This is a genomic window from Endozoicomonas arenosclerae, assembly GCF_001562015.1.
Classification (GTDB): domain Bacteria; phylum Pseudomonadota; class Gammaproteobacteria; order Pseudomonadales; family Endozoicomonadaceae; genus Endozoicomonas_A; species Endozoicomonas_A arenosclerae.
The window spans coordinates 1-19,868 of the sequence record NZ_LASA01000009.1 but is presented as its reverse complement, the minus strand read 5'-3'; the positions used below and the strand labels follow the sequence as shown (position 1 = coordinate 19,868).

At 48.6% G+C, this 19,868-nt stretch carries 16 protein-coding genes; 8 read left to right on the top strand and 8 right to left on the bottom strand.

Going from position 1 to position 19,868, the window contains the following annotated elements:
• Positions 1–3: 3 nt before the first annotated feature.
• Complete coding sequence (pfkB, locus tag WG89_RS00950) at positions 4–960, bottom strand: 1-phosphofructokinase (protein ID WP_062260264.1); 957 nt, start codon at positions 958–960, stop codon at positions 4–6.
• On the bottom strand, positions 957–2,081 hold the full coding sequence (gene fruB, locus WG89_RS00945; protein ID WP_062260262.1) for a fused PTS fructose transporter subunit IIA/HPr protein: 1,125 nt from the start codon (positions 2,079–2,081) through the stop codon (positions 957–959). The genes pfkB and fruB overlap by 4 nt, the downstream gene beginning before the upstream one ends.
• Before the next feature lie 112 nt (positions 2,082–2,193).
• On the opposite strand from fruB, the gene WG89_RS00940 reads away from it, so the two are divergent.
• The gene (locus WG89_RS00940; protein ID WP_062260260.1) at positions 2,194–3,186 is read left to right on the top strand and encodes a LacI family DNA-binding transcriptional regulator; all 993 of its coding nucleotides are present in this window, start codon (positions 2,194–2,196) and stop codon (positions 3,184–3,186) included.
• An 85-nt stretch (positions 3,187–3,271) separates the two neighbouring features.
• On the opposite strand, the gene WG89_RS00935 is transcribed toward WG89_RS00940, so the two are convergent.
• The 3 genes from WG89_RS00935 to WG89_RS00925 form a co-directional block, all read right to left on the bottom strand.
• The gene (locus WG89_RS00935; RefSeq protein ID WP_062260258.1) at positions 3,272–4,162 is read right to left on the bottom strand and encodes an inositol oxygenase family protein; all 891 of its coding nucleotides are present in this window, start codon (positions 4,160–4,162) and stop codon (positions 3,272–3,274) included.
• A 102-nt stretch (positions 4,163–4,264) separates the two neighbouring features.
• Positions 4,265–6,349, bottom strand: a complete 2,085-nt coding sequence (recG, locus tag WG89_RS00930) for an ATP-dependent DNA helicase RecG (protein WP_062260256.1) — start codon at positions 6,347–6,349, stop codon at positions 4,265–4,267.
• 209 nt (positions 6,350–6,558) lie between these two features.
• Positions 6,559–7,473 (bottom strand): hydrogen peroxide-inducible genes activator, encoded by a 915-nt coding sequence (locus tag WG89_RS00925; RefSeq protein WP_062260255.1) that lies wholly within the window; start codon positions 7,471–7,473, stop codon positions 6,559–6,561.
• A gap of 191 nt (positions 7,474–7,664) precedes the next feature.
• Between WG89_RS00925 and WG89_RS00920 the strand changes: the two genes are divergently transcribed.
• The 6 genes from WG89_RS00920 (at position 7,665) to WG89_RS00895 (ending at position 15,839) form a co-directional block, all read left to right on the top strand.
• Positions 7,665–10,808 (top strand): hypothetical protein, encoded by a 3,144-nt coding sequence (locus WG89_RS00920; RefSeq protein ID WP_153301347.1) that lies wholly within the window; start codon positions 7,665–7,667, stop codon positions 10,806–10,808.
• A 74-nt stretch (positions 10,809–10,882) separates the two neighbouring features.
• Positions 10,883–11,743 carry an SDR family oxidoreductase gene (locus WG89_RS00915; RefSeq protein WP_062260251.1) on the top strand — a complete coding sequence of 287 codons (861 nt, stop codon included), beginning with the start codon at positions 10,883–10,885 and terminating at the stop codon, positions 11,741–11,743.
• Positions 11,744–11,759: 16 nt separating this feature from the next.
• Positions 11,760–12,659, top strand: coding sequence for a Gfo/Idh/MocA family protein (locus WG89_RS00910; RefSeq protein ID WP_062260249.1), 900 nt, complete (start codon positions 11,760–11,762; stop codon positions 12,657–12,659).
• A 215-nt stretch (positions 12,660–12,874) separates the two neighbouring features.
• Positions 12,875–13,915, top strand: a complete 1,041-nt coding sequence (gene rsgA / locus WG89_RS00905; protein ID WP_062260247.1) for a ribosome small subunit-dependent GTPase A — start codon at positions 12,875–12,877, stop codon at positions 13,913–13,915.
• A gap of 11 nt (positions 13,916–13,926) precedes the next feature.
• Positions 13,927–14,496 (top strand): GNAT family N-acetyltransferase, encoded by a 570-nt coding sequence (locus WG89_RS00900; RefSeq protein ID WP_079253594.1) that lies wholly within the window; start codon positions 13,927–13,929, stop codon positions 14,494–14,496.
• A gap of 86 nt (positions 14,497–14,582) precedes the next feature.
• Positions 14,583–15,839 (top strand): flavin-containing monooxygenase, encoded by a 1,257-nt coding sequence (locus WG89_RS00895; protein ID WP_062260244.1) that lies wholly within the window; start codon positions 14,583–14,585, stop codon positions 15,837–15,839.
• A 20-nt stretch (positions 15,840–15,859) separates the two neighbouring features.
• Here the strand turns inward: WG89_RS00895 and WG89_RS00890 are convergent, their stop codons facing one another.
• A complete protein-coding gene (locus WG89_RS00890; protein ID WP_062260242.1) occupies positions 15,860–16,246 on the bottom strand; it encodes a RidA family protein in 387 nt (128 codons plus the stop codon).
• Positions 16,247–16,362: 116 nt separating this feature from the next.
• On the opposite strand from WG89_RS00890, the gene WG89_RS00885 reads away from it, so the two are divergent.
• The gene (locus WG89_RS00885; protein WP_062260240.1) at positions 16,363–17,037 is read left to right on the top strand and encodes a hypothetical protein; all 675 of its coding nucleotides are present in this window, start codon (positions 16,363–16,365) and stop codon (positions 17,035–17,037) included.
• Here the strand turns inward: WG89_RS00885 and spoT are convergent.
• Positions 17,034–19,166 carry a bifunctional GTP diphosphokinase/guanosine-3',5'-bis pyrophosphate 3'-pyrophosphohydrolase gene (gene spoT, locus WG89_RS00880; RefSeq protein WP_062260238.1) on the bottom strand — a complete coding sequence of 711 codons (2,133 nt, stop codon included), beginning with the start codon at positions 19,164–19,166 and terminating at the stop codon, positions 17,034–17,036. The two genes, WG89_RS00885 and spoT, sit on opposite strands and share 4 nt — an antisense overlap.
• Before the next feature lie 63 nt (positions 19,167–19,229).
• Entirely contained in the window at positions 19,230–19,481 is a 252-nt protein-coding gene (gene rpoZ, locus WG89_RS00875) for a DNA-directed RNA polymerase subunit omega (RefSeq protein ID WP_062260236.1), read from the bottom strand.
• Positions 19,482–19,868: the final 387 nt, after the last annotated feature.

The window sequence follows — 19,868 nt, the reverse complement described above, 5'->3', positions numbered from 1 at the left end:
CATTTACCGGGCAGCTCCGGCAAACTTCACCTTGTTTCCAACTTCAATGACTTCAACTGAAGCCAGATACTCCATCAGTGTCTCTTCCGAGCACTCACCCACCCCTGGCTGGGAAACAGCTTTCATGCCACAGGCAGTTGCCAGCCTGGCCCAGTCTTTTCTGGGTAGTTCACGGGTAATTCCAAACAGGCAGGCCGCCATCATGGAGTCTCCGGCACCTACTGTGCTGACGACTTTGACCTTGCCTGGAAGAGCCTTAATTGCCTGATCATGATGAACAAACCAGGCACCATCAGCCCCACAGGACAGAACCACATCGCTGATACCTGCATCAGAAAGCTCTGCTGCCAGACTGACGGCCTCTTCCTGACTCATGGCTTGTTCAGCCCAATCCGACAGTTCCGACAAGTTTGGCTTGATCAAGTCTGGTTTCACCCGAATGGCTGCATCCAGAGCTTTACCACTGGTATCAACGGCCAGCTTGAACCCCAGTTCTTTAATGGACTGCAAGAATGTTTCGAATGCGTTCAGAGAAATGCCCGGAGGCAAACTGCCACATACGGCTACAAATGAGATGCCAGGCTGTGCTCGTATAACTTGAAGCACAGTATCAAGATCAGAATCGCTGGCATTAAAGCCAGGAAAGTTGATGTCAGTGACCTCTTCGGTTGAGCGATCAACCAGCTTGATATTGGAGCGCACAGAACCTTCCAGAGTGACAAACTGAGTTTGCACCTGATACTTATCAAGGTATTCCTGAAAGAGGGACTGATCTTTATCGCCCATCAACCCTGTGGCTAAAACATCAGCCCCAAGGTCAGACAAAACCCGGGCAACATTGATGCCTTTACCTCCCATTGTTTCGACAACCTGGTCTACCGCGTTCACAGCATCCACGTGCAACTTTTCAAGCTGGACAGTCTGATCCTTGGCAGGGTTCAGCGTTACTGTAACGATCATTCGCCCAGTCCTTCGCTGATGGCCTGTTCCAGTGCTCCCATGGCTGCCTGGGCATCCGGACCACTGGCCTTCACTTCAATGGTTGTGCCTTTGGTGATCCCCAGGCTCAACAATTTCATCAAACTCTTGCCATTGATAAAGGCGTTGCCTTTATCGGGATTTCTGACTTCAATCCGTGACTCAAAAGGTTTGATCGTCGATACAAACACCTTACCCGGACGGGCATGCATGCCATTAGGATTAAAAATTATGAATTCACGACTGAGTACGTCTTCTGAAGGGATAGGCCAGCCCTGACCTTTTGCAGCGTTCAGCAGATCTGCAGGTGCAATCTTTTCCAGCTTGTCAGCCAGCAGGGCATCATCCGACCAGGAGCCAATCTCTTTCAGAATGGAAACATGAGTTGAATCACAAGCGGATACAGCAACCAACAGATTAACGGACTTACCAGCAAAAGAAATAGGGACTGCCGGCGTTATCAGGGCAATCCCGGTACTGGTCGCTTTTGCCGTACTGATAAACGCTATCGAACCTGACACTATCGCATGGGTACTGGCCAGGGCCTCTTCAGCACCAGACTCCAGATAACCTTCAGCACCCAGCATGGATGCAGCTACAGCTTTAAGTGCAAACGGCGTATTAACTTCACTTCGACACTGAACTAATTTCTCGGAAATAAGAGTACGCTGTTTGGACTGAGGGTTTATGGCCTCAATGACATCCTCGGGATTGTCCGTTTTTGCCAGATGCAGACAAAGGTCATCATTGTCGAGAACCCGTGTCAGTCCGCTCAGGATCTGTAAATGCTCATTGGAACGGGCGGCAATGCCTACCGCCATGAAGACCTTCTCGCCTTCTCCCCAGTCAACACCTTTGGGGAACTGGAGAATGACCACACCGGTCTGGAGGACAGCATCACGGCTGTCCGGAGTACCATGTGGAATAGCGATACCATTTCCCAGGAATGTGGAGGAAATGGCTTCACGCGCTTTCAAACCTGCAGTGTAAGCTTCTGTGGTATATCCGACCTCAACCATTTTCTGGCCGATTAGCTCGATTACCTGTAACTTATCTTCAGCAGATTGATTTAGGAAAATACTGGATAAATTCAGTGTTAACATATGGGCTAAACCGTTTCAGCAATGCCCAGCATATTAGCTGAACCGATTTAGCTTATGAATAAATTGTTGTCCTCTGTGACAATTTTTTTGATATGGATCATTTCTTTCGCCCATGAAGTTAGAAGATTTGGCGAGACTGGCCGGTGTTTCCAAGTCCACAGCCAGCATTATTCTGAACGGACATGCAGAACGCTATCGAATCAGTGAGAAGACCTGTGAGAAGGTTCTGGAACTGGCCAGAGAGCACCATTACGTTGCCAATGCCCAGGCTGCAGGCCTCAGAAGCCGGAACAGCAAACTACTGGCCCTTATTCTGCCGGATTTAATGCACCATGGTTTTGCTGAACTGAGCAAACATCTGGAACAGTTGGCACGAAAGGCCGGTTATCAACTGATTATCAGTTGCTCTGATGATGAGCCCGAGATGGAAGAAAAGCTGGTCAGAACCCTGACGGGTCGAAAGGTTGAGGCCATCATCTCAGTCAGCACCGTAACGGACTACCGCGTTTATCATCAAGCTGAAAAGCGGGGCATTCCCGTCATTTTGCTGGACCGATTTCAGTCAGGCGCAGCACTGGACTCGATCATCAGTGATGACCGCAAGGCAGCCAAAGAGCTCACCCGAGTGATGCTGACAGGACGTCCCGGTGCTATTGCCTATTTTGGTGGTAATCAGGCACTGGATAACTGTCGCCTGAGATTTCAGGGCTTCAGTGAAGCATTGGAAGAATCCGGTGAAGCAGAAAACATCGCAACCGTGCACCATCTGGATTACTCCGTTGAGGCAGGTTACAGCATGATGAAAGACTATTTCAGGCAGCATCAGTCACTGCCAGAAAAACTGTTTACCGGCTCTTTCACCTTGATGGAAGGTGTTCTGCAGTTTACCCGCAAACATCTGGATAAAATGCCAGAACAGATCGACTGGGCCACCTTTGGTGACAGTTATATTCTCGACCTCTTGCCATTTACCATTCATTCCGCCAGACAGCAGTATGAAGAAATGGCCAAACAAGCCATGGGAAGCCTCGACGCCAAATTCAACAAGCGCGAGTATCAAAGCCAGATTGTCCTGGACAGGGAAATCATCTGTCGACTCATTTAACGCTTTCAATAGCTCCGTCGAGCTTACGACAGCTCAAAAATATTTCCCGAAATTTTGAGCTGTCGCATAGGCTCTGCCCAACAATTTACCAGCGAATTTCTCCGGGAATGTACTGGGCAACCAGCTCTTTATAATGTTTCTCAAGTGCTTTCTTATCTTTCTGAACCAGAGATGATTTACTGTACAAATCGTACTGGTTAAAGACTTCAACCCACTTCATATTTTGACGATCCTGGTCGTTCATTAAGGCCATATACCTTGGATCTCTGGCTGAATGGAGGGGATACAATGAGTGATAGCGAATAACAAACAACGCTTCTTCAGGCAGGCGTGACTGGTTTTTCAGTACCTGATAGAGGTATTCGTCGTGCCCCCAGGTCATGGTGACTTGATCAAGACTGATACCGGGTCTGTATAAGCCAAAGTCGGTATTGAATTCAGGTATCTGGCTGTCAGGATTGGCTTCCAAATAATCAAAACACACAATCCGGTTTGAATGCCTCAAACCAGTCGGAAAAGTATCACCTACCACCGCCCACTGAGGTTCTCCCCAGAAAACCAGGGCTTTCCCCATATCATGAATAAAACCGGTTAACTGTAACCACTCCGGCAAACCATCTCGCCTGATGGCTTCTGCTGTCTGATAGGAATGCTCCAGCTGGGATAAATCAATATCAGGGTCACTGTTATCCACCACCTTATCGAGTTGCTCGAGCATTCCCCAGGCAGTCTCTTTTCCCTGATTCAGCGATTGATAAAAGGCCAGCCTATCTTTGGCAAAAGCATGAGTTTGTTTTGCATGATGTTCTTTATAAAACTGCCGAACGTGCTCAGGGGCTTCTTCATAATTACGAAAAGAGCGCCCATCCTTATTGGTTTGCTTTGCATCTTCCGATAGCGCAAAGGTAAGGGGAAATTGCGAGACAAAAGTAGAGGAAGTCAGCGCAGCAATAAAACCACGTCGAGAAATCTTCATCACATTCACTTAGATAGAAAGGGAACACTCAATTCTAATAGCACAGGAATTTTCAGTTGCCACCAGGAGGTAGCCTGCTCTCAGACAGTTATCCTGAGCAAACTACACATTAGCGTATTTCTCAGCATGCCCCAGCCAGCGCAGAATCAAAGGCTCAGCATTTTGCGGGGCTTCATTCAATAACACCTGACCCGCATCCCTGACCTGCTCCAGTAAGGTAGCGTCCCGCTCAAGATCAGCCACCTTGAACTGGGCAAGGCCGGTTTGTCGAGTACCCAGCACTTCACCCGGGCCCCGTAACTCCAGATCTTTTTCGGCAATGACAAAGCCATCGCTGGAGTCTCTCATCACCTGCAAGCGCTCTTTACTCTGCTGTGATAGAGGTGCGTGATACATCAAAAGACAGTGGCTGGCTATATTGCCCCGTCCAACCCGGCCTCTTAACTGGTGTAGTTGAGCTAAGCCCAAACGTTCAGGGTTTTCAATAATCATCAGGCTGGCATTGGGGACATCCACTCCCACTTCTATGACTGTTGTGGCCACCAGCAAGTGCATATGGCCTGATTTGAAAGCGTCCATGACTTCCAGTTTTTCAGCCGCTTTCATACGACCATGTACCAAGCCAATAGACAGTTCAGGTAAAGCTTCGCGCAGCTGTTCAGCAGTGACTTCAGCCGCCTGGCACTGCAAAGCCTCTGACTCTTCAATCAAGGTGCACACCCAGTAGGCCTGACGCCCTTCAAGACAGGCAGAACGCAAACGCTCCATCACCTGTTCACGTCGATCATCACCAATAACAACGGTATTGATCGGTGTCCTGCCTGGCGGTAGTTCATCAATGACCGAACAATCCAGGTCTGCATAAGCACTCATGGCTAAGGTTCGGGGTATGGGTGTAGCGGTCATAATGAGCTGATGAGGCTGACCACCATTCAACTCACCTTTCTTTCTAAGAGCCATCCGCTGATGAACCCCGAAACGATGTTGCTCATCAATAATGGCCAGCCCCAGCTTTTTGAACTCTACCTCATCTTGAAAAAGAGCATGGGTTCCCACGACAACGGCAGCGTCTCCCTGGGCGATTTCCTCCAGTACCTGCTGTCGTTTTTTGCCTTTGGTTTTTCCTGAAAGATAAGCGACAGAAATTCCCAAAGGTTTTAACCAGCTTTTAAAGTTTTTCTCATGCTGCTCTGCCAATATTTCAGTGGGTGCCATCACCGCAGCCTGGTAACCATTCTCTACCGCCTGCAGTGCAGCCAAGGCGGCAACGACAGTTTTACCTGAACCTACGTCTCCCTGTACCAACCTCAACATGGGCTCAGGCTGCATCATGTCCTGACTGATTTCTGCCAGCACCTTTTCCTGAGCGCCCGTCAGCGAAAATGATAGCTGATCACGAAAGTCACGGGTGAGAGTCTGCTTGGGAGGCATCTCATAGCTTTTTACCGTTCGAATCAATGTTCGCAGCTTCTGCATGCTCAGGTTGTGAGCCAGCAGCTCTTCAAAGGCCAGTCTGATCTGTGCCGGATGGCGCCCTTCAGATAACAATTCAACAGAAACATCGGGAGGAGGGGAGTGCAGAAACTCCACCGCATCCACCAGCGATCCCAATTGATACTTCCAGCGAACGTCTTCCGGCAACCATTCCTGTAAAGCTTCCGGATGATCCAGTTTTTCCAGTGCCTGCTCGCAAAGACTGCGTATTCTCTGCTGGGTCAGCCCTTCCGTTGCGGGATAAACAGGAGTTAACGTCTCTTCAACATCAATATCGTCATCGGGTTTGATGACACGATATTCAGGATGATAAAGCTCAAGACCGGAGGCACCACGTCGTGGCTCACCAAAACAGCGTATTTCTGCACCGGGCTTAAGATTGTTTTTCTGGGCACTGGAGAAATGATAGAACCGCAAACCGACCGAGCCGGTACCGTCACTGATGCGACAAAGGAGGCTCCGCCGTTTGCCCATCAAGATATCAGATGCCACCACAGAACCCTGAATCACATAGTCGCCTTCAGGATGGATAGCCGCAATAGGAGTGATACGAGTGCGGTCCTGATACCTCAGAGGTAAATGAAACAGCAAATCCTGCAGGTTATGGATATGAATTTTTGCCAGTTTTTCGGCCAGTGCAGCCCCGACACCTTTGAGTGCCGTCACAGGAATCTCATGCAGGGGCTTCACCATATCACCTCAATACACCGCTATTGCCTTTTTATTTGTTCTGTCCTCCCAGGAGCCTGACCGAGAATAGCGGTCGAGCATAAAGTTCAGTAGATCGAGTCAGGTTTTTCACTGGATTTGTGCGAATAGTTGACCTATTTAAGCAAATTCAGTGGAAAACCTGGCCGATCTTTCTGGGCTTTAGGCCGACCTGCATATTCTCGGTCAGGCTCCTAAGAGGCTTCCGCTACAGAGCATAGCCTGAGAGCGTTGGATAATGCATCTATTGCCTTGGGTCTGGGGAAACTGGCTCGCCAGGCTAAAGCAACAGTTCTGCTCGGAGAAGGTGACCGAAAAGGCCTGGATGACAGAACATTGGGTGCATAGTGACTATCCACCAGCGCTGACTCAGGCAACACACTGATGCCCATGCCTGAGGCCACCATATGACGAATAGTTTCCAGTGAAGACGCTTCAATCCCACCGCTTTCTTCGCCTGAATCGTCTTTTTGAGCCAGAAGAGGGCAGGCTTCCAGCACCTGATCACGGAAACAATGGCCTTCTCCCAGAAGCAGCAATTCTTCGTTCACCAGCTCGGCAGGGTCAATGTCCTCTTTGGATTCCCAGTCATGGCCACCGGGTAACAGAACCCGGAAAGGCTCATCATAGAGAGGCAGGGTTAGTACATCAGGCTCAGTAAACGGCAGTGCAATGATAATGGCGTCCAGCTCACCCATTCTCAACTTTTTGCGCAGTACGGCTGTAAAGTTTTCTTCTATATAAAGCGGCATATTAGGCGCCACTTGTGCCAGCTGAGGTACAAGATGAGGGAACAGATACGGTCCGATGGTGTAAATAGCACCGACTCTCAGTGGTGTGGTCAGCTGATCACGTCCGGCCTTGGCTATCTGTTTAATACCAGAGACTTCTTCCAGAACTTTCTGGGCCTGACTGATCACCTTTTCCCCCATAGGGGTCACCCGGACAGAGTTCCGCGATCGTTCAAACAGGGCCACACCCAGCTCATCTTCCAGCTTTTTGACCCCAACACTCAAAGTGGGTTGGCTGACAAAACACTTGGCAGCAGCACGCCCAAAGTGCTGCTCCTGAGCAAGAGTCACGATATAGCGCAATTCTGTGAGAGTCATAATGATACGAGCCTGCCTGGAAACAACCAGAATACTGTAAATTTAAACAGTTATTATTAAACAATTTCTACCAAATGTCAGCCCAACACCGTTTTCTCATTGTCATTACAAGGACACAAGGAACTCATCATCAACCTGATTGTCCAAGGAGGCATCATATGGATATACACAGCTAAAAGGGAATTCTGACCATGAATCTAGATACGCCTGTAACAGATACTCTAACGAGCCGGGAACAATCGCCAACTCCTACGCCTTCGACACCACCTGCAGTTGATAATAACGGCAAGATGAATCACAAACGTGTCAGCAGCGCAGGTTCAATTCCACGCATTCGATTACAAAATTCTGAAAGCAGTGACATTCTCACCCCGAAGGTAGATGCCTCATTCAAGTACCCCTCACCAGAGAAAGAAGAAGATGACGGGGCAGCAAAAGCTAAGCCAGATCAACCCGAACAACGCTATGGTTTTCCCGATCAGATGATCCTGGAATGCCTTTGTGCAGGTACCACCCTCCAAGCAATCCAGGCGCGTGAATACCTTTCCCAAATGGTGCAAAAAGTTGAAGGGTCTGTTGGAGGTCCCTTAGAGGCCTCACCTATGCAAAGTGGCACACTGAAACGTCAGGCAAAAAGCTGGAGTGACCTGCTATCTATTAGTACAGAGAGTTCTCATACAGAAGCAGGGGCATCAGCCAAGAATACTTTCGCTGCTCAGCTTATGTCATCACATGAACCTCATGTAATTCTGGAGCTTTATCGTCAATGGATCAGCAATAACTCTTTTGTTCCTTCCAGTACCCCCTGCCTTGCCGTAAGGCCCAGTCCCGATAGCAGCCATGGTGAATACTGTTACCCCGTCACTTTTGTATTCAAAAGAGATGGGGAAGTAATTCAGCTGTCGGATACCGAAAGAGATGCCCTTATCGGTATTCAGTCCATAACTCATAGCTTGTCGGAACAGCTATGCACTGACGAAGAAAAAATCGCTGAAAACAGAGGCAAAATGGTTGGGGATCTGGATCGTACCGATATGGTTATTTGTATTGACCTGGGTAAGGATTGCCGGTCAGAACTTTATTCAACCGCAGTCCATAGAAGCTATCTGGATAAAAAAATCTCTGAAGAGAGAGATACCACCAAGAAAGGTGAGCTGAAAGATTCCAGAAAAGAAGACATTGCGACAGCTGTAGATTACTGGGTAGAAAAATTAGTACCAGGATTTCAGCAAGCATTACCTGGCCTGGTTCGTCAGGATGCTTTAAATGAACCTTTCATGGCAATGCCTAATCACTTTCAGGTCTATCCAACCAAGAAAGGGAAAGGTGATGCCGGTCACAAGCTGGTTCTTAATGTACTGGATAAAGACACTGTTGAAGTCACCGCAAGTGCCTTGTACGACCAATATCAAAAGCCAGGGGCTGTCACCAGAAGAACTCACAGAGCTCACATTTTACTGAAGTTTTCTGTTCGAATGGAAAGGCAAGGGGACCTATGGGCTCCTGTTGGATGTCATTGTGAGTTTAATTTAACAAAGAACAAGAAGCTTCTCGAAGGTCATCGTAAGAGCACAACAGCGTCGCCTCAAGAAGATACAACCCAAACTCTCAGGGAGTTTGCCCAAACCTCTTTAGCTCTTGAATCCCCGATGAAGAAACTGACTGCCAGTACTCATGAAGTCAGAAAATTAAGCCTTCAACAGGATACTGACTCATCTTCCGATGGAAGCAGCACAACCCCCAAAGTTAACCGAAGTCTTTCGGTTACGACACCCTATCTGCTGTCTCCCTCACCTGAAGTAGCGCATCATAGACAATTCTCCGAAGGCGACGCCCATTTAGGCACATTTCCATCATCACTTCATAGTAGTGCAACAACATCAACCACTAGCATGCAGAGCTCGTCTCCCGAAAGCTCTTTGAATGTCCTTCCTCTAGAATCTTTGCATTCAAGGCAGCAATCTCAATTATCAGAGACAGATCAGGAAGTAGCTCTGATAACTACTCCTAAATGTATGGATCCAAAGATGCAATGTGTCACTGTAGGCAAACAGCTCTATGTGACCAATATGGATCATGACAAGATTGGCAGCCAACTACGGGACAACCTGGTACTGGAACAATTCAAACAGAAGCTCAATTACAGAGAGCAGGAGTGGAGTAGAGAAGCCCGCCCCCGTCAAGGGCGTACATCAAGCTCTGAGTCCGGAAAACTGACCAATAAACTGTCTATGCTGGCAAACTATTCACCTTCAGTCAGCTGCTTTTCTGAAGTAGAAGAGCAAGCACTGGGGCAGGCTTCCAAGCAATTGAATAACCCAGTCAAGATGGATCAGATCTGCCCTGAGGTAAAAGCAAAAATAGCTGAGCTTAAAGCTCAATACGCCAAAAAGTGGCACACGGAGCTAAAAAAGACACTAGGAAAGGTAAAAGCGTATCAGGTCAGTGTGGAAGTAGACAGGCTCCCAAGTATCTCCTTTCGCCCAGGCAAAGCGGCTGAGTATATGGCTCTTGAAAGAGAGCTTGTAGAACTTCGTGAAGGATACCTTCAATGTATCAATGATCTGGAAAAACACCTTGATGCACCAGCATCACAAACTGAAGCTCATCGAATGCTGACCTTGAGGCAATTAACTTACCTCCAACAAAAATCTATTGAGATCACCAAAAAGTACCGGGGCAGTAAATACGTCACTGAGCCTGCCCTAGATGCTATGGCGAAGGATATAGAATTAACCAGTCCTTACCAAACACCCGATGGCCGCTTTGTCCAGACCTATATGGAAGTAAGAAAGTCTGAGCTCTCTATGATGAAAATGCTGGTAAGCGATATGCTGTGCTACCAACTCTATCGCATGAGGCCAGAAGAGCCTGAGCTCAGGGCAAAATACGATCTGAAAGATCACCTGGTCAGAGACATGTTCCACACAGGGCTGTCACCAGAAAACTTCGATGTAATGATGAAACTCGTGGATACCGGTGTTATCGAAGACGGAGATGACAAGCTGCTCACAGACAAAAAGGGTCAGTTCATTGGAGCACATGCTTTTTACCTTGCCAAACTTGAACACATGCTGGATGGACACTACCTGACGCTGGCTGACTTACAAACACTGGAAAATGATACGGACATTCAACTCACTGACCAGCTTTCTGCTACCAGCGTTCAATACGATGCCCATGCAAATATGAGCCTCATTAAAAGCCGTTGTGAAGACTTCCTGCACCCTGAAGTTTTCAATGCAAGTAAGGAAGAGGCAGTCAAACTCTTCAGTTCTCTGGGAAGATTGCTGAAAAAGTTACCTCCTGAAAAAGAAACTGGAGATGAAAGCTGACCCTTGCAATTTCTGAAGATTAAAGGACACTCTCGGGTGTCCTTTTTTTATCCCTGAAAAGTGGCAAATCAGCAATGAACAAGAAGAATGTATTAATTGCCGGTTGCGGTGACGTCGGTTGCGAACTGGCTCAACAACTTCTGGAAACTGGCCGTTACTCTGTCTGGGGCTTACGCCGTAGCATTGATCGCTTACCCAAAGGCGTTCATCCCATCCAGGGAGACTTGTCTAACCCGGATCAACTGGGCAGTTGGCCAGCACAAATTGACTATGTCGTTTATTCAGCCGCATCGGATGGACCCGGCGAAGACAATTACCGCAACGCCTATATCAGGGGTCTGGCCAATATTCTTTACCGCCTGCAATCCGAAGGTCACCATCCCGAACGGGTACTCTTCACTTCAAGCACCAGCTGCTATCACCAGAATAGTGGCGAATGGGTGAATGAAACCTCCCCCACAGAACCCAGCCGTTATTCCGGAAAGATCATGCTGGAAGCGGAAGAAGTTCTGGTTAACAGTCCATTCCCGGCAACAGCTGTTCGCTTTGGAGGTATCTATGGGCCCGGCAGAAACCGCCTGATCAATCGGGCAAAAGCAGGCGAAGGTTGTGCTGAAGAGCCTGTTATTTATAGCAACCGAATTCACAGAGACGACTGCGCCGGTATTCTTGCTCATTTGATTCAGAGAGATGAACAACAGCTGCCTGTTGATTCTCTCTATCTTGGTGTCGACAGCGAGCCCGCCCCCATGTTTGAAGTACTGCATTGGATGGCCGATCAACTCCATGTAGAACTGGATGACAGTCACCCTGCGCCTCCAAGAGGCAGTAAACGTTGCAGTAATCAAAAAATCATTGATGCAGGTTACACTTTCAGGTTCCCAAACTATAAAGCAGGTTACGCAGAGCTGATAAGCTCAACCTCCGCTGAATAGCCATGAATAATCGACCATGAAAATAGCCGTAATCGGACTGGGCAGCATTGCCCGGAAAGCCTATCTGCCAGTATTAACCCAGAGAGCAGATCTGGAACTGGTTTTCTGCACAAGAAACGCCAAAGTCCTCAATCTTCTGGCAAAGCAATACCGAATCTCTGAAACCTGCACCCATTATCAATCACTCCCAACAATGGGTATTGATGCAGTAATGATTCACAGTGCAACAAACTCCCATTACGAGATAGCTCAGTTCTTTTTGAACATCGGCTTGCCTGTGTTCGTCGACAAACCCCTGTCAGATCGTTACAGCCAGTGTGAAACACTGTATGAACTGGCAGCCAAAAAGAATCAGCCCTTGTTTATGGGCTTTAATCGTCGATATTTACCCCTGCTCAACCAACACCTCAGCAAGAAAAGTGACCTGTTGGCTCTTCGCTGGGAAAAACACCGACACAATCTTGCAGGGGAACCCAGAGCCTTCATTTTTGATGATTTCATCCACGCCCTGGACAGCATCAATGTAGAAGGGAACACCTCCCCGGAAGATCTGTCTATCCATTGCCAGAAGACGGACAGTGACCTCGCTCGACTGGACATTCAATGGCAGTCTGGCAAAACCCTCTACCAAGCTTCCATGAATCGCTTAGCCGGAAAAACCCGCGAAGTGATTCAGGCCGATTATCTGAATGCCTCTTTCCGTTTCGACTCTTTCACGTCGGGAGCCCAATGGAAAGATAATGAAGAACAGGTTTTGAGCCTGCCTGACTGGACCCCGATGCTTAAGTCCAAGGGTTTTCATGACATGATCGATCATTGGATGAATGTCGTACAAGAAGGGCAACAGACTTCAGAGCTGACGCAACGTAACCTGAATACTCACCTAATCTGCGAAGCAATTTGTACACATGTCTGATACAACTCCTGATTGAGCAGAGAAAATTCATCTGTTAAAGTCATAGCATTAATATTTTTGATACCGCTGGAGGGGACTCATGATTGTAGTAAGCACCTTCCGGGCAATCAGCGCCTAATCCGCTGAAAACACTTCCTTTGCCCGGTTTTTAACCGGGGCTCTTTGCCCCAAGAAGAAACATCTTCATGACGTTTTATTAGACGTCAGGGGTTCTTATGTCTATTACTTTTTCCCTGCTACAGTTGGGATGGCGCCCGTTTTTTCAACAACAACTCACTCTGGACGAATGGGAAACCACAACACCGGCCAGAGTCACGGCTGTCCATCGCTCCAACATTGATCTCGCCATAGAAGGTTCGTCCTTAAAATTGGCAGTAACGGCAAACATGCCCTCTCTGGCAGTGGGCGACTGGATACTTTTGAATAACCAGCACTTTCACAGACTGCTGGATCGACAGTCCCTGTTTTCCAGAAAAGCGGCGGGCTCAAAAGTCTCAGAACAGCTGATTGCTTCAAACATAGATACGGCTTTTATCGTTTGTTCAATGAATCAGGATTTCAATCTAAGCAGGATTGAACGCTACCTGGCACTGGTCAATGAAGCAGAAGTTGAGCCCGTCATTGTGTTAACCAAGAAAGATCTGTGTCCCGACCCAGACTCTTATCTGATCAAGGTACAGGCGCTGGATCGAAACCTACTGGTAGAAGGCGTTAATGCTCTTGATCAAGATAGCCTACTGCCACTTCAACCCTGGTGTACTCCTGGAAGAACAGTTGCCCTGATTGGATCTTCAGGTGTTGGTAAATCGACTTTAATCAACGGTCTTCTCGGTCAGTCTCAGCAAGAAACCGGAAGCATCCGTGAGGATGACAGCAAGGGCAGACATACGACAACAGGCCGATCCTTGCACTTAACCGCTGCCGGAGCTCTGCTTCTGGATACGCCAGGCATGAGAGAGATACAACTGGCCCACTGTGAGGCCGGTGTGGACGCTACGTTCTCGGACATCATAGAGTTTGCCGGACAATGTCAGTTCCATGACTGTCAGCATGAGTCAGAGCCTGGTTGTGCCGTTAAGTCTGCGATCGAGGCAAGCGATCTCGACCAGAGAAGGCTGAAGAGTTATCGGAAACTTCTTAGGGAGCAGGCTATGAACAGCGCTTCACTGGCAGAAAGGCGGGCTCAGAACAGGGCCTTTAGCCGCCATGTCAAATCCGTTGTCAAAAGCACTAAACGTCTGAAACAGAACTGGTAATCAAACACTTTATGGAAAAACGTTTTTTAGCCCATAGCCCCCAAACCTTACGGGAAGGCTATCTCATCAAACTGTTACTGCCTTCCGATATTGACGACATTGTTTTCATGCTTCGAGATGAGCAGGTCACTCGCTACCTGCCCTTTGCTCCAGCACCTGAAAGTGTCTACCGCGACTACTTTCTGCCTATTGCGGAGCAAAACGAAGCCGCATTGTCTGGAAAAGCTGAACCCAGTATTACGCTGATTATCAGAGAGGCGGAATCAAACCACTTTGCAGGCATGCTGGGTCTGGTTCCTGCAGCCATGACGGCAGGTGTCTATGAAGTGGGCTTCCAGCTTCCCCAAAGAGCCTGGGGAAAAGGACTGGCCTCACAGGGTTGTCAGATGCTGATCCAATATGCCTTTGACCAGCTGGATGCTCATAAGGTCACGGCAGACTGCTATGCCAACAATACAGGCTCAGAACGAGTCATGATGAAGTCTGGCATGGTAAAAGAGGGGCATCAGGCCGGTTATTACGCTCCGGATGAAGACAGAGTGATCTACGGTCTGACCCGCAAACAATACCTGAACTTATAATCACCTTAGCCGGAAGCCCTAAGCTTCCGGCCCACCTCCTCACAAACCGTCTATCCTGTTTCGAAGCGGATTCAAAGAGACAGGTTATGTCCCATAGAAAAAAAATCGCCGTCATCGGAGCCGGTCCTGCTGGTCTGATGATCGCCCGTGAGTTACTGGCTAATGATTTAGATGTGGCGATTTTTGAACGCCGTGAATGTCTGGGGGGCTCCTGGGCACTGCAGTCACTGACAGAGATTCCTGATGTGAGGCAGGGATTGTCACACATTTACAGTCCGGCCTTTCCTTCTCTGAGAGCCAATTTCCCCAAGCAGGTTATGGAGGTCTGGGGTTTTCCTTACCCTAAGGGAACCCCAACCTACCCTAGTCGGGAACAGATCTGTAACTATCTTGAAGACTTTGCCAGACACTCCAGCCTGATTGAAAAAATTCGCTTCAACCATCAGTTTGTCGGACTGGAGCAGATCGATTCATCTTCGGGATCACGAAAATGGCGAGCTTTGACAGAGCCTGATAATGGGGAAGAGTTCTCAGGCGTCGTGCTCTGTAACAGCCGCTACAGCACACCCTCCTTGCCTGACATCAAAGGGCTTTCAGATTTTACAGGCAAAGTTGAACACAGCCTCACTTATCGCGTACCCGAAAATTATCGAAACCAACGTGTGGCCGTTATGGGGACAGGGCCATCCGGAGAAGATATCAGCCGGGAAATCAGCCCTCAAGCCACCAAAGTTTATGTTTGCGCTCACAAAGGCAGTAGAGAACATCTGGTTCCTGAAGAAGGCTATTACGGAGAAGGAAACAATATTACCCGCCATAAAGACATTGCAGAGTGCAGGGGAAAAACCCTGATACTTGAAGACGGGGAAAAGCTTGAGGATGTTGACGTACTAATTCTCTGCACGGGCTATCAAGTAGAAGACAGCGTTATAACATCTTTGAAAGGTGCCTTCCTGTCTGGCAACAAGTTATCTGTCGCGCCGCTTTATATGAACCTGTTCCATCCGGAGTTCCCTGAACTTTCTGTAACCGGTATGGAAATTCTGGGGGTTCCGTTCATGTTGTTCCAGTATCAGGCCAAAGTTATTGTCCGACAGCTCAAAGGGGAGATCACACTGCCACCCACAAAGCAGAGGCAGTACGCAGCCAGACGAATAGAGTTAATGCAAACGGGAAAGATTTCGCTGGAAACGCGAAGGGATATTGCCATAGCTCAGCTGAGAAGGCTTGCTCGCCTTGGCGACGTCAAACCACCCTCGGCTGAGATATTTTTAACGGCACAAAAAAGCAGCATACACAGAAAAAAATACCCCAACACGTATCGGGATGTTCCCTGGGACTAACCCGAAGCTCTGTTCTGGCGCTATTTCAGCTCCAGGATAGCGTCAATCTCTACCGGCACACCTTTGGGCAGTTCTTTAACACCAATGGCTGCACGGGCAGGGTAAGGCTGGGTGAAGTACTCCGCCATTACTTCATTCACCGCGTTAAAATTACTGAGATCCGTCAGAAAAATACCCACTTTTGCTGCATCCTGAAGCTCCCCCCCTGCGGCTTCTGCAATAGCCTTCAGGTTTTCAAAACAGCGTCGGGTCTGAGCTTTGAAATCGCCCTGATCCAGCTCCATGGTTTCTGGAACCAGGGGAATCTGGCCAGAAATATAGACGGTCGTTCCCGCCTTCACCGCCTGAGAATAGGTCCCAATGGCCTGAGGCGCATTCTCAGTGTTTATGGTCTGTCTGTTACTCATTATGCGCTCACTTCTCAACAGAAAAGAGCCAAATAGTAAGGGACAACACGTATTTTTCAAGTCCTTATGGAATTTTCGTCCATACTGATTCAACGAATAATAAGGAATATTCAAGAATGATTTGGCGATCGATCAAAAGCATCTGCATGTTGTTAGCAGCAATCTGCCTCCAGTACAGCCATGCACTGACAACTCCTCTTGGAGAAATTAATAACGCCTCGACGGTTCGTCAGCCAGGCGGCACAAGAGCAGCTGAAGTAACATTTACTCACGGAACTACCAACCAGCAAGCTCTGCAGATCAATGTGCAACCCACTCAGGGACAGGCACAAACGATCCATGTTCCTTTTCATCTACTCAATCAGATTCAAAATGCCAATCTGCAAGGTGTGGGCATGCTCCTGCCTCATATACCTGCAGCCCTGGCTACCCTGACACTGACTCAGAATCAAAACATCCCTCAGTTCAATCAGCACATGTCTGTTCAACACATTATTGCTATTCAAGGAGTTATTTATCTGACCTTGGGGGTACTGAGCCAGAATGGCCAATGGGTCAGTATTCAAATAACCCTTTCACTGAATGCGCCAGGAGAAGTATTAGTATCTCTGCCAACCGGATTTTTGCTGCCCACTCACTTTGTCATAAACATGCTGCCGCAGCAGCCAGACATACCAGTATCCCCACCGAACATGATGGAAATACTGAATATGCTGAACGCTGTGCAGCTGCAGGTATTTCAGGAAGTTAATCCTTACACCGGACAGATGGAGTCACTCACCGGTTTTTAAGCTTCTCTGCGGCGGTTAATAGAGTGGACACCCTTTATGACCCGTAGACGCTTGATGATACGAGCCAGGTGGAGACGATCCTTCACCTTAATGACCAGCTGAACCATGCAGAAGCTGGCATCACGCTCTTCCATACTGATTTTTTCGATATTGCCTTCTACCGCTGTCACACTGGTGGCCAGGGAAGCAATCATGCCACGGTGATGTTCCAGTTCCACCAGCAGCTCAACGGTGAATTCGCCTGAGACATCTTTATCCCAATCAACTTCCAGTACCTTTTCAGGACTGTGACGAATATCAGCAATGTTCTTACAGCTTTCTGTGTGAATAACAATGCCACGACCTGAGCTGACATGACCCACTACCGGATCACCCGGAATCGGATAGCAGCACTTGGCAAAGCTGATCACCATCCCTTCAGTACCGCGAATGGACAGAGGCTTCTCAGAGTCAGAAGTATCTATCTGGGTCTTCTCGGCTTCTTCCGCACTGCCTGGCTCCATCAGCATTCGAGCCACAACATAGGCCATGCGATTACCCAGACCAATGTCTTCCAACAGATCATCCAGAGTATCGAAGCTCAGCGCTTCAATCTGATCTTTCAGAACCTGGTCATCGATATCATCAAGATGGGTTTCGAAGCTGACCAGAGCTTTGTTCAAGAGACGGCGCCCAAGTGCAATAGACTCATTTCGACGCTGATTCTTGAGGAAATGACGTATGTTTGACCGGGCCTTACCTGTCACAACAAAGTTCAACCAGGCAACATTCGGTCGGGCTCCGGGAGCCGTAACCACCTCAACGGTTTGACCGCTCTGCAGAGGCTGGCTCAATGAAGCCAGACGACGGTCAATACGACAGGCTACACAGGTGTTCCCCACATCGGTATGAACCGTGTAGGCAAAGTCTACCGGTGTTGCCCCTTTGGGCAATTCGAGAATATGGCCTTTGGGCGTAAAGACATAAACTTCATCCGGGAAGAGATCGATTTTGACGTTCTCGATGAACTCCAGAGAATCACCGGCGTTCTTCTGAAGTTCCAATACCCCTTTCAGCCACTGACGTGTGCGGGCATGGCTACCCGACAGAGCTTCATCGCCAGACTTGTACAACCAGTGCGCAGCAATGCCGTTATTGGCCATGTCTTCCATCTCCTGAGTACGGATCTGGATTTCAATGGGCACACCGTGCATACCAAAAAGACTGGTATGAAGTGACTGGTAACCGTTGGCTTTGGGAATAGCGATGTAATCTTTGAAGCGCCCGGGAATAGGCTTGTAGAGGTTATGAACCATGCCCAGGGCACGGTAACAACTGTCGGCGCTGTCTACGATTATGCGAAAGGCAAACATGTCCATGATTTCAGCAAAGGACTTGCTCTGATTTCGCATTTTTCGATAGATGCTGTAAAGGTGCTTTTCCCGTCCAACCACCCGGCCTTTAAGGCCCACTTCTTCAAGACGAGCGGCAATGGCTCTCTGAACCTGACCCACAAGATCCTTACGATTGCCCCTGGCTTCTTTCACAGCCTGGCGGATCATCCGGGAGCGCATGGGATACATAGCCTGAAAGCCCAGATCTTCGAGTTCAATACGAAGATTGTGCATACCCAGACGGTTGGCAATTGGAACGTAGATATCGAGGGTTTCTCTGGCAATACGTCGACGTTTATCCGGTCGAAGAACACCCAGAGTACGCATGTTGTGAAGTCGGTCTGACAGTTTGACCAGAATGACCCGGATATCCCGCGCCATGGCCAGTGCCATCTTCTGGAAGTTTTCAGCCTGGGCCAGGGTCTTGTTTTCAAACTGCATGTGAGTCAGCTTGCTGACCCCATCGACCAGGTCTGCTACCACTTCACCGAACTGTTCGTGAATGGCAGATTTTTCAATTCCGGTATCTTCAATCACATCATGCAGCATGGCAGCCATCAAACTGTGATGGTCCATGTGCATGTCTGCAAGAATGGCAGCCACCTCGAGCGGGTGGGTAATATAAGGCTCACCACTGCGCCTCGTCTGGCCGTCGTGCGCCTGCTCAGCGTAATAGTAAGCCCTGCGAACAAGATTCACCTGTTCGGGATTCAGGTAGGACTTCAAGCGGCCGGCAAACTCTTCAATAGTCAGCAAAGCCCGCTCCTCCTGTGCAGCAATCCGGCCATCCAGAACATCTCCGGGAAAATTCTGGAGGTTTTACCCCTCAACTCCAGCCAGGAACATGGCTGCTTCGTCTTCGTCTACCACTTTCTCTTCTACAGAAAGAGAAGTTACCAGGCCTTCAGCAATCTCACGCAGAGCCATAACGGTGGGCTTGTCGTTTTCCCATTCCAGCTTGGGCTCCTTGCCGCCAATAGCCAGCTGACGGGCACGCTTGGAAGCGACCATAACCAGTTCAAAACGGTTATCAACATTATCCAGACAGTCTTCTACGGTTACTCGAGCCACTGCTCACCTCTCAAATTTGTTCACTGTGGAAATGCTCTTTCTATTACTAAAAAATAATAGAAAGAGCACTTCGATTCCCATGGCCAAAACAGCCAGTTTGCCGACACTACAGTGTACTTTACGACCTGAGTCCAAACAAGCCCGAGTCTCTTCCAATATGAAATGAGCCTGAAGAAGGGGCTGGTTTCTAACATGAAATGAGCCGACTTCAGCACTGTCGTTCATGATGAGGATATGAAAATCATCATGAACACCCATTTCATCAAAACCCTGGAGGATGTAAGAAGCCTCCTTTCACAAGCAGACTGTCTGGAGCCCGGCTGGGACTCCAAGGACGAATGTTACCGTTGGATTGAGCTAACCCTCAGCCACTTCAAATACCGTTCC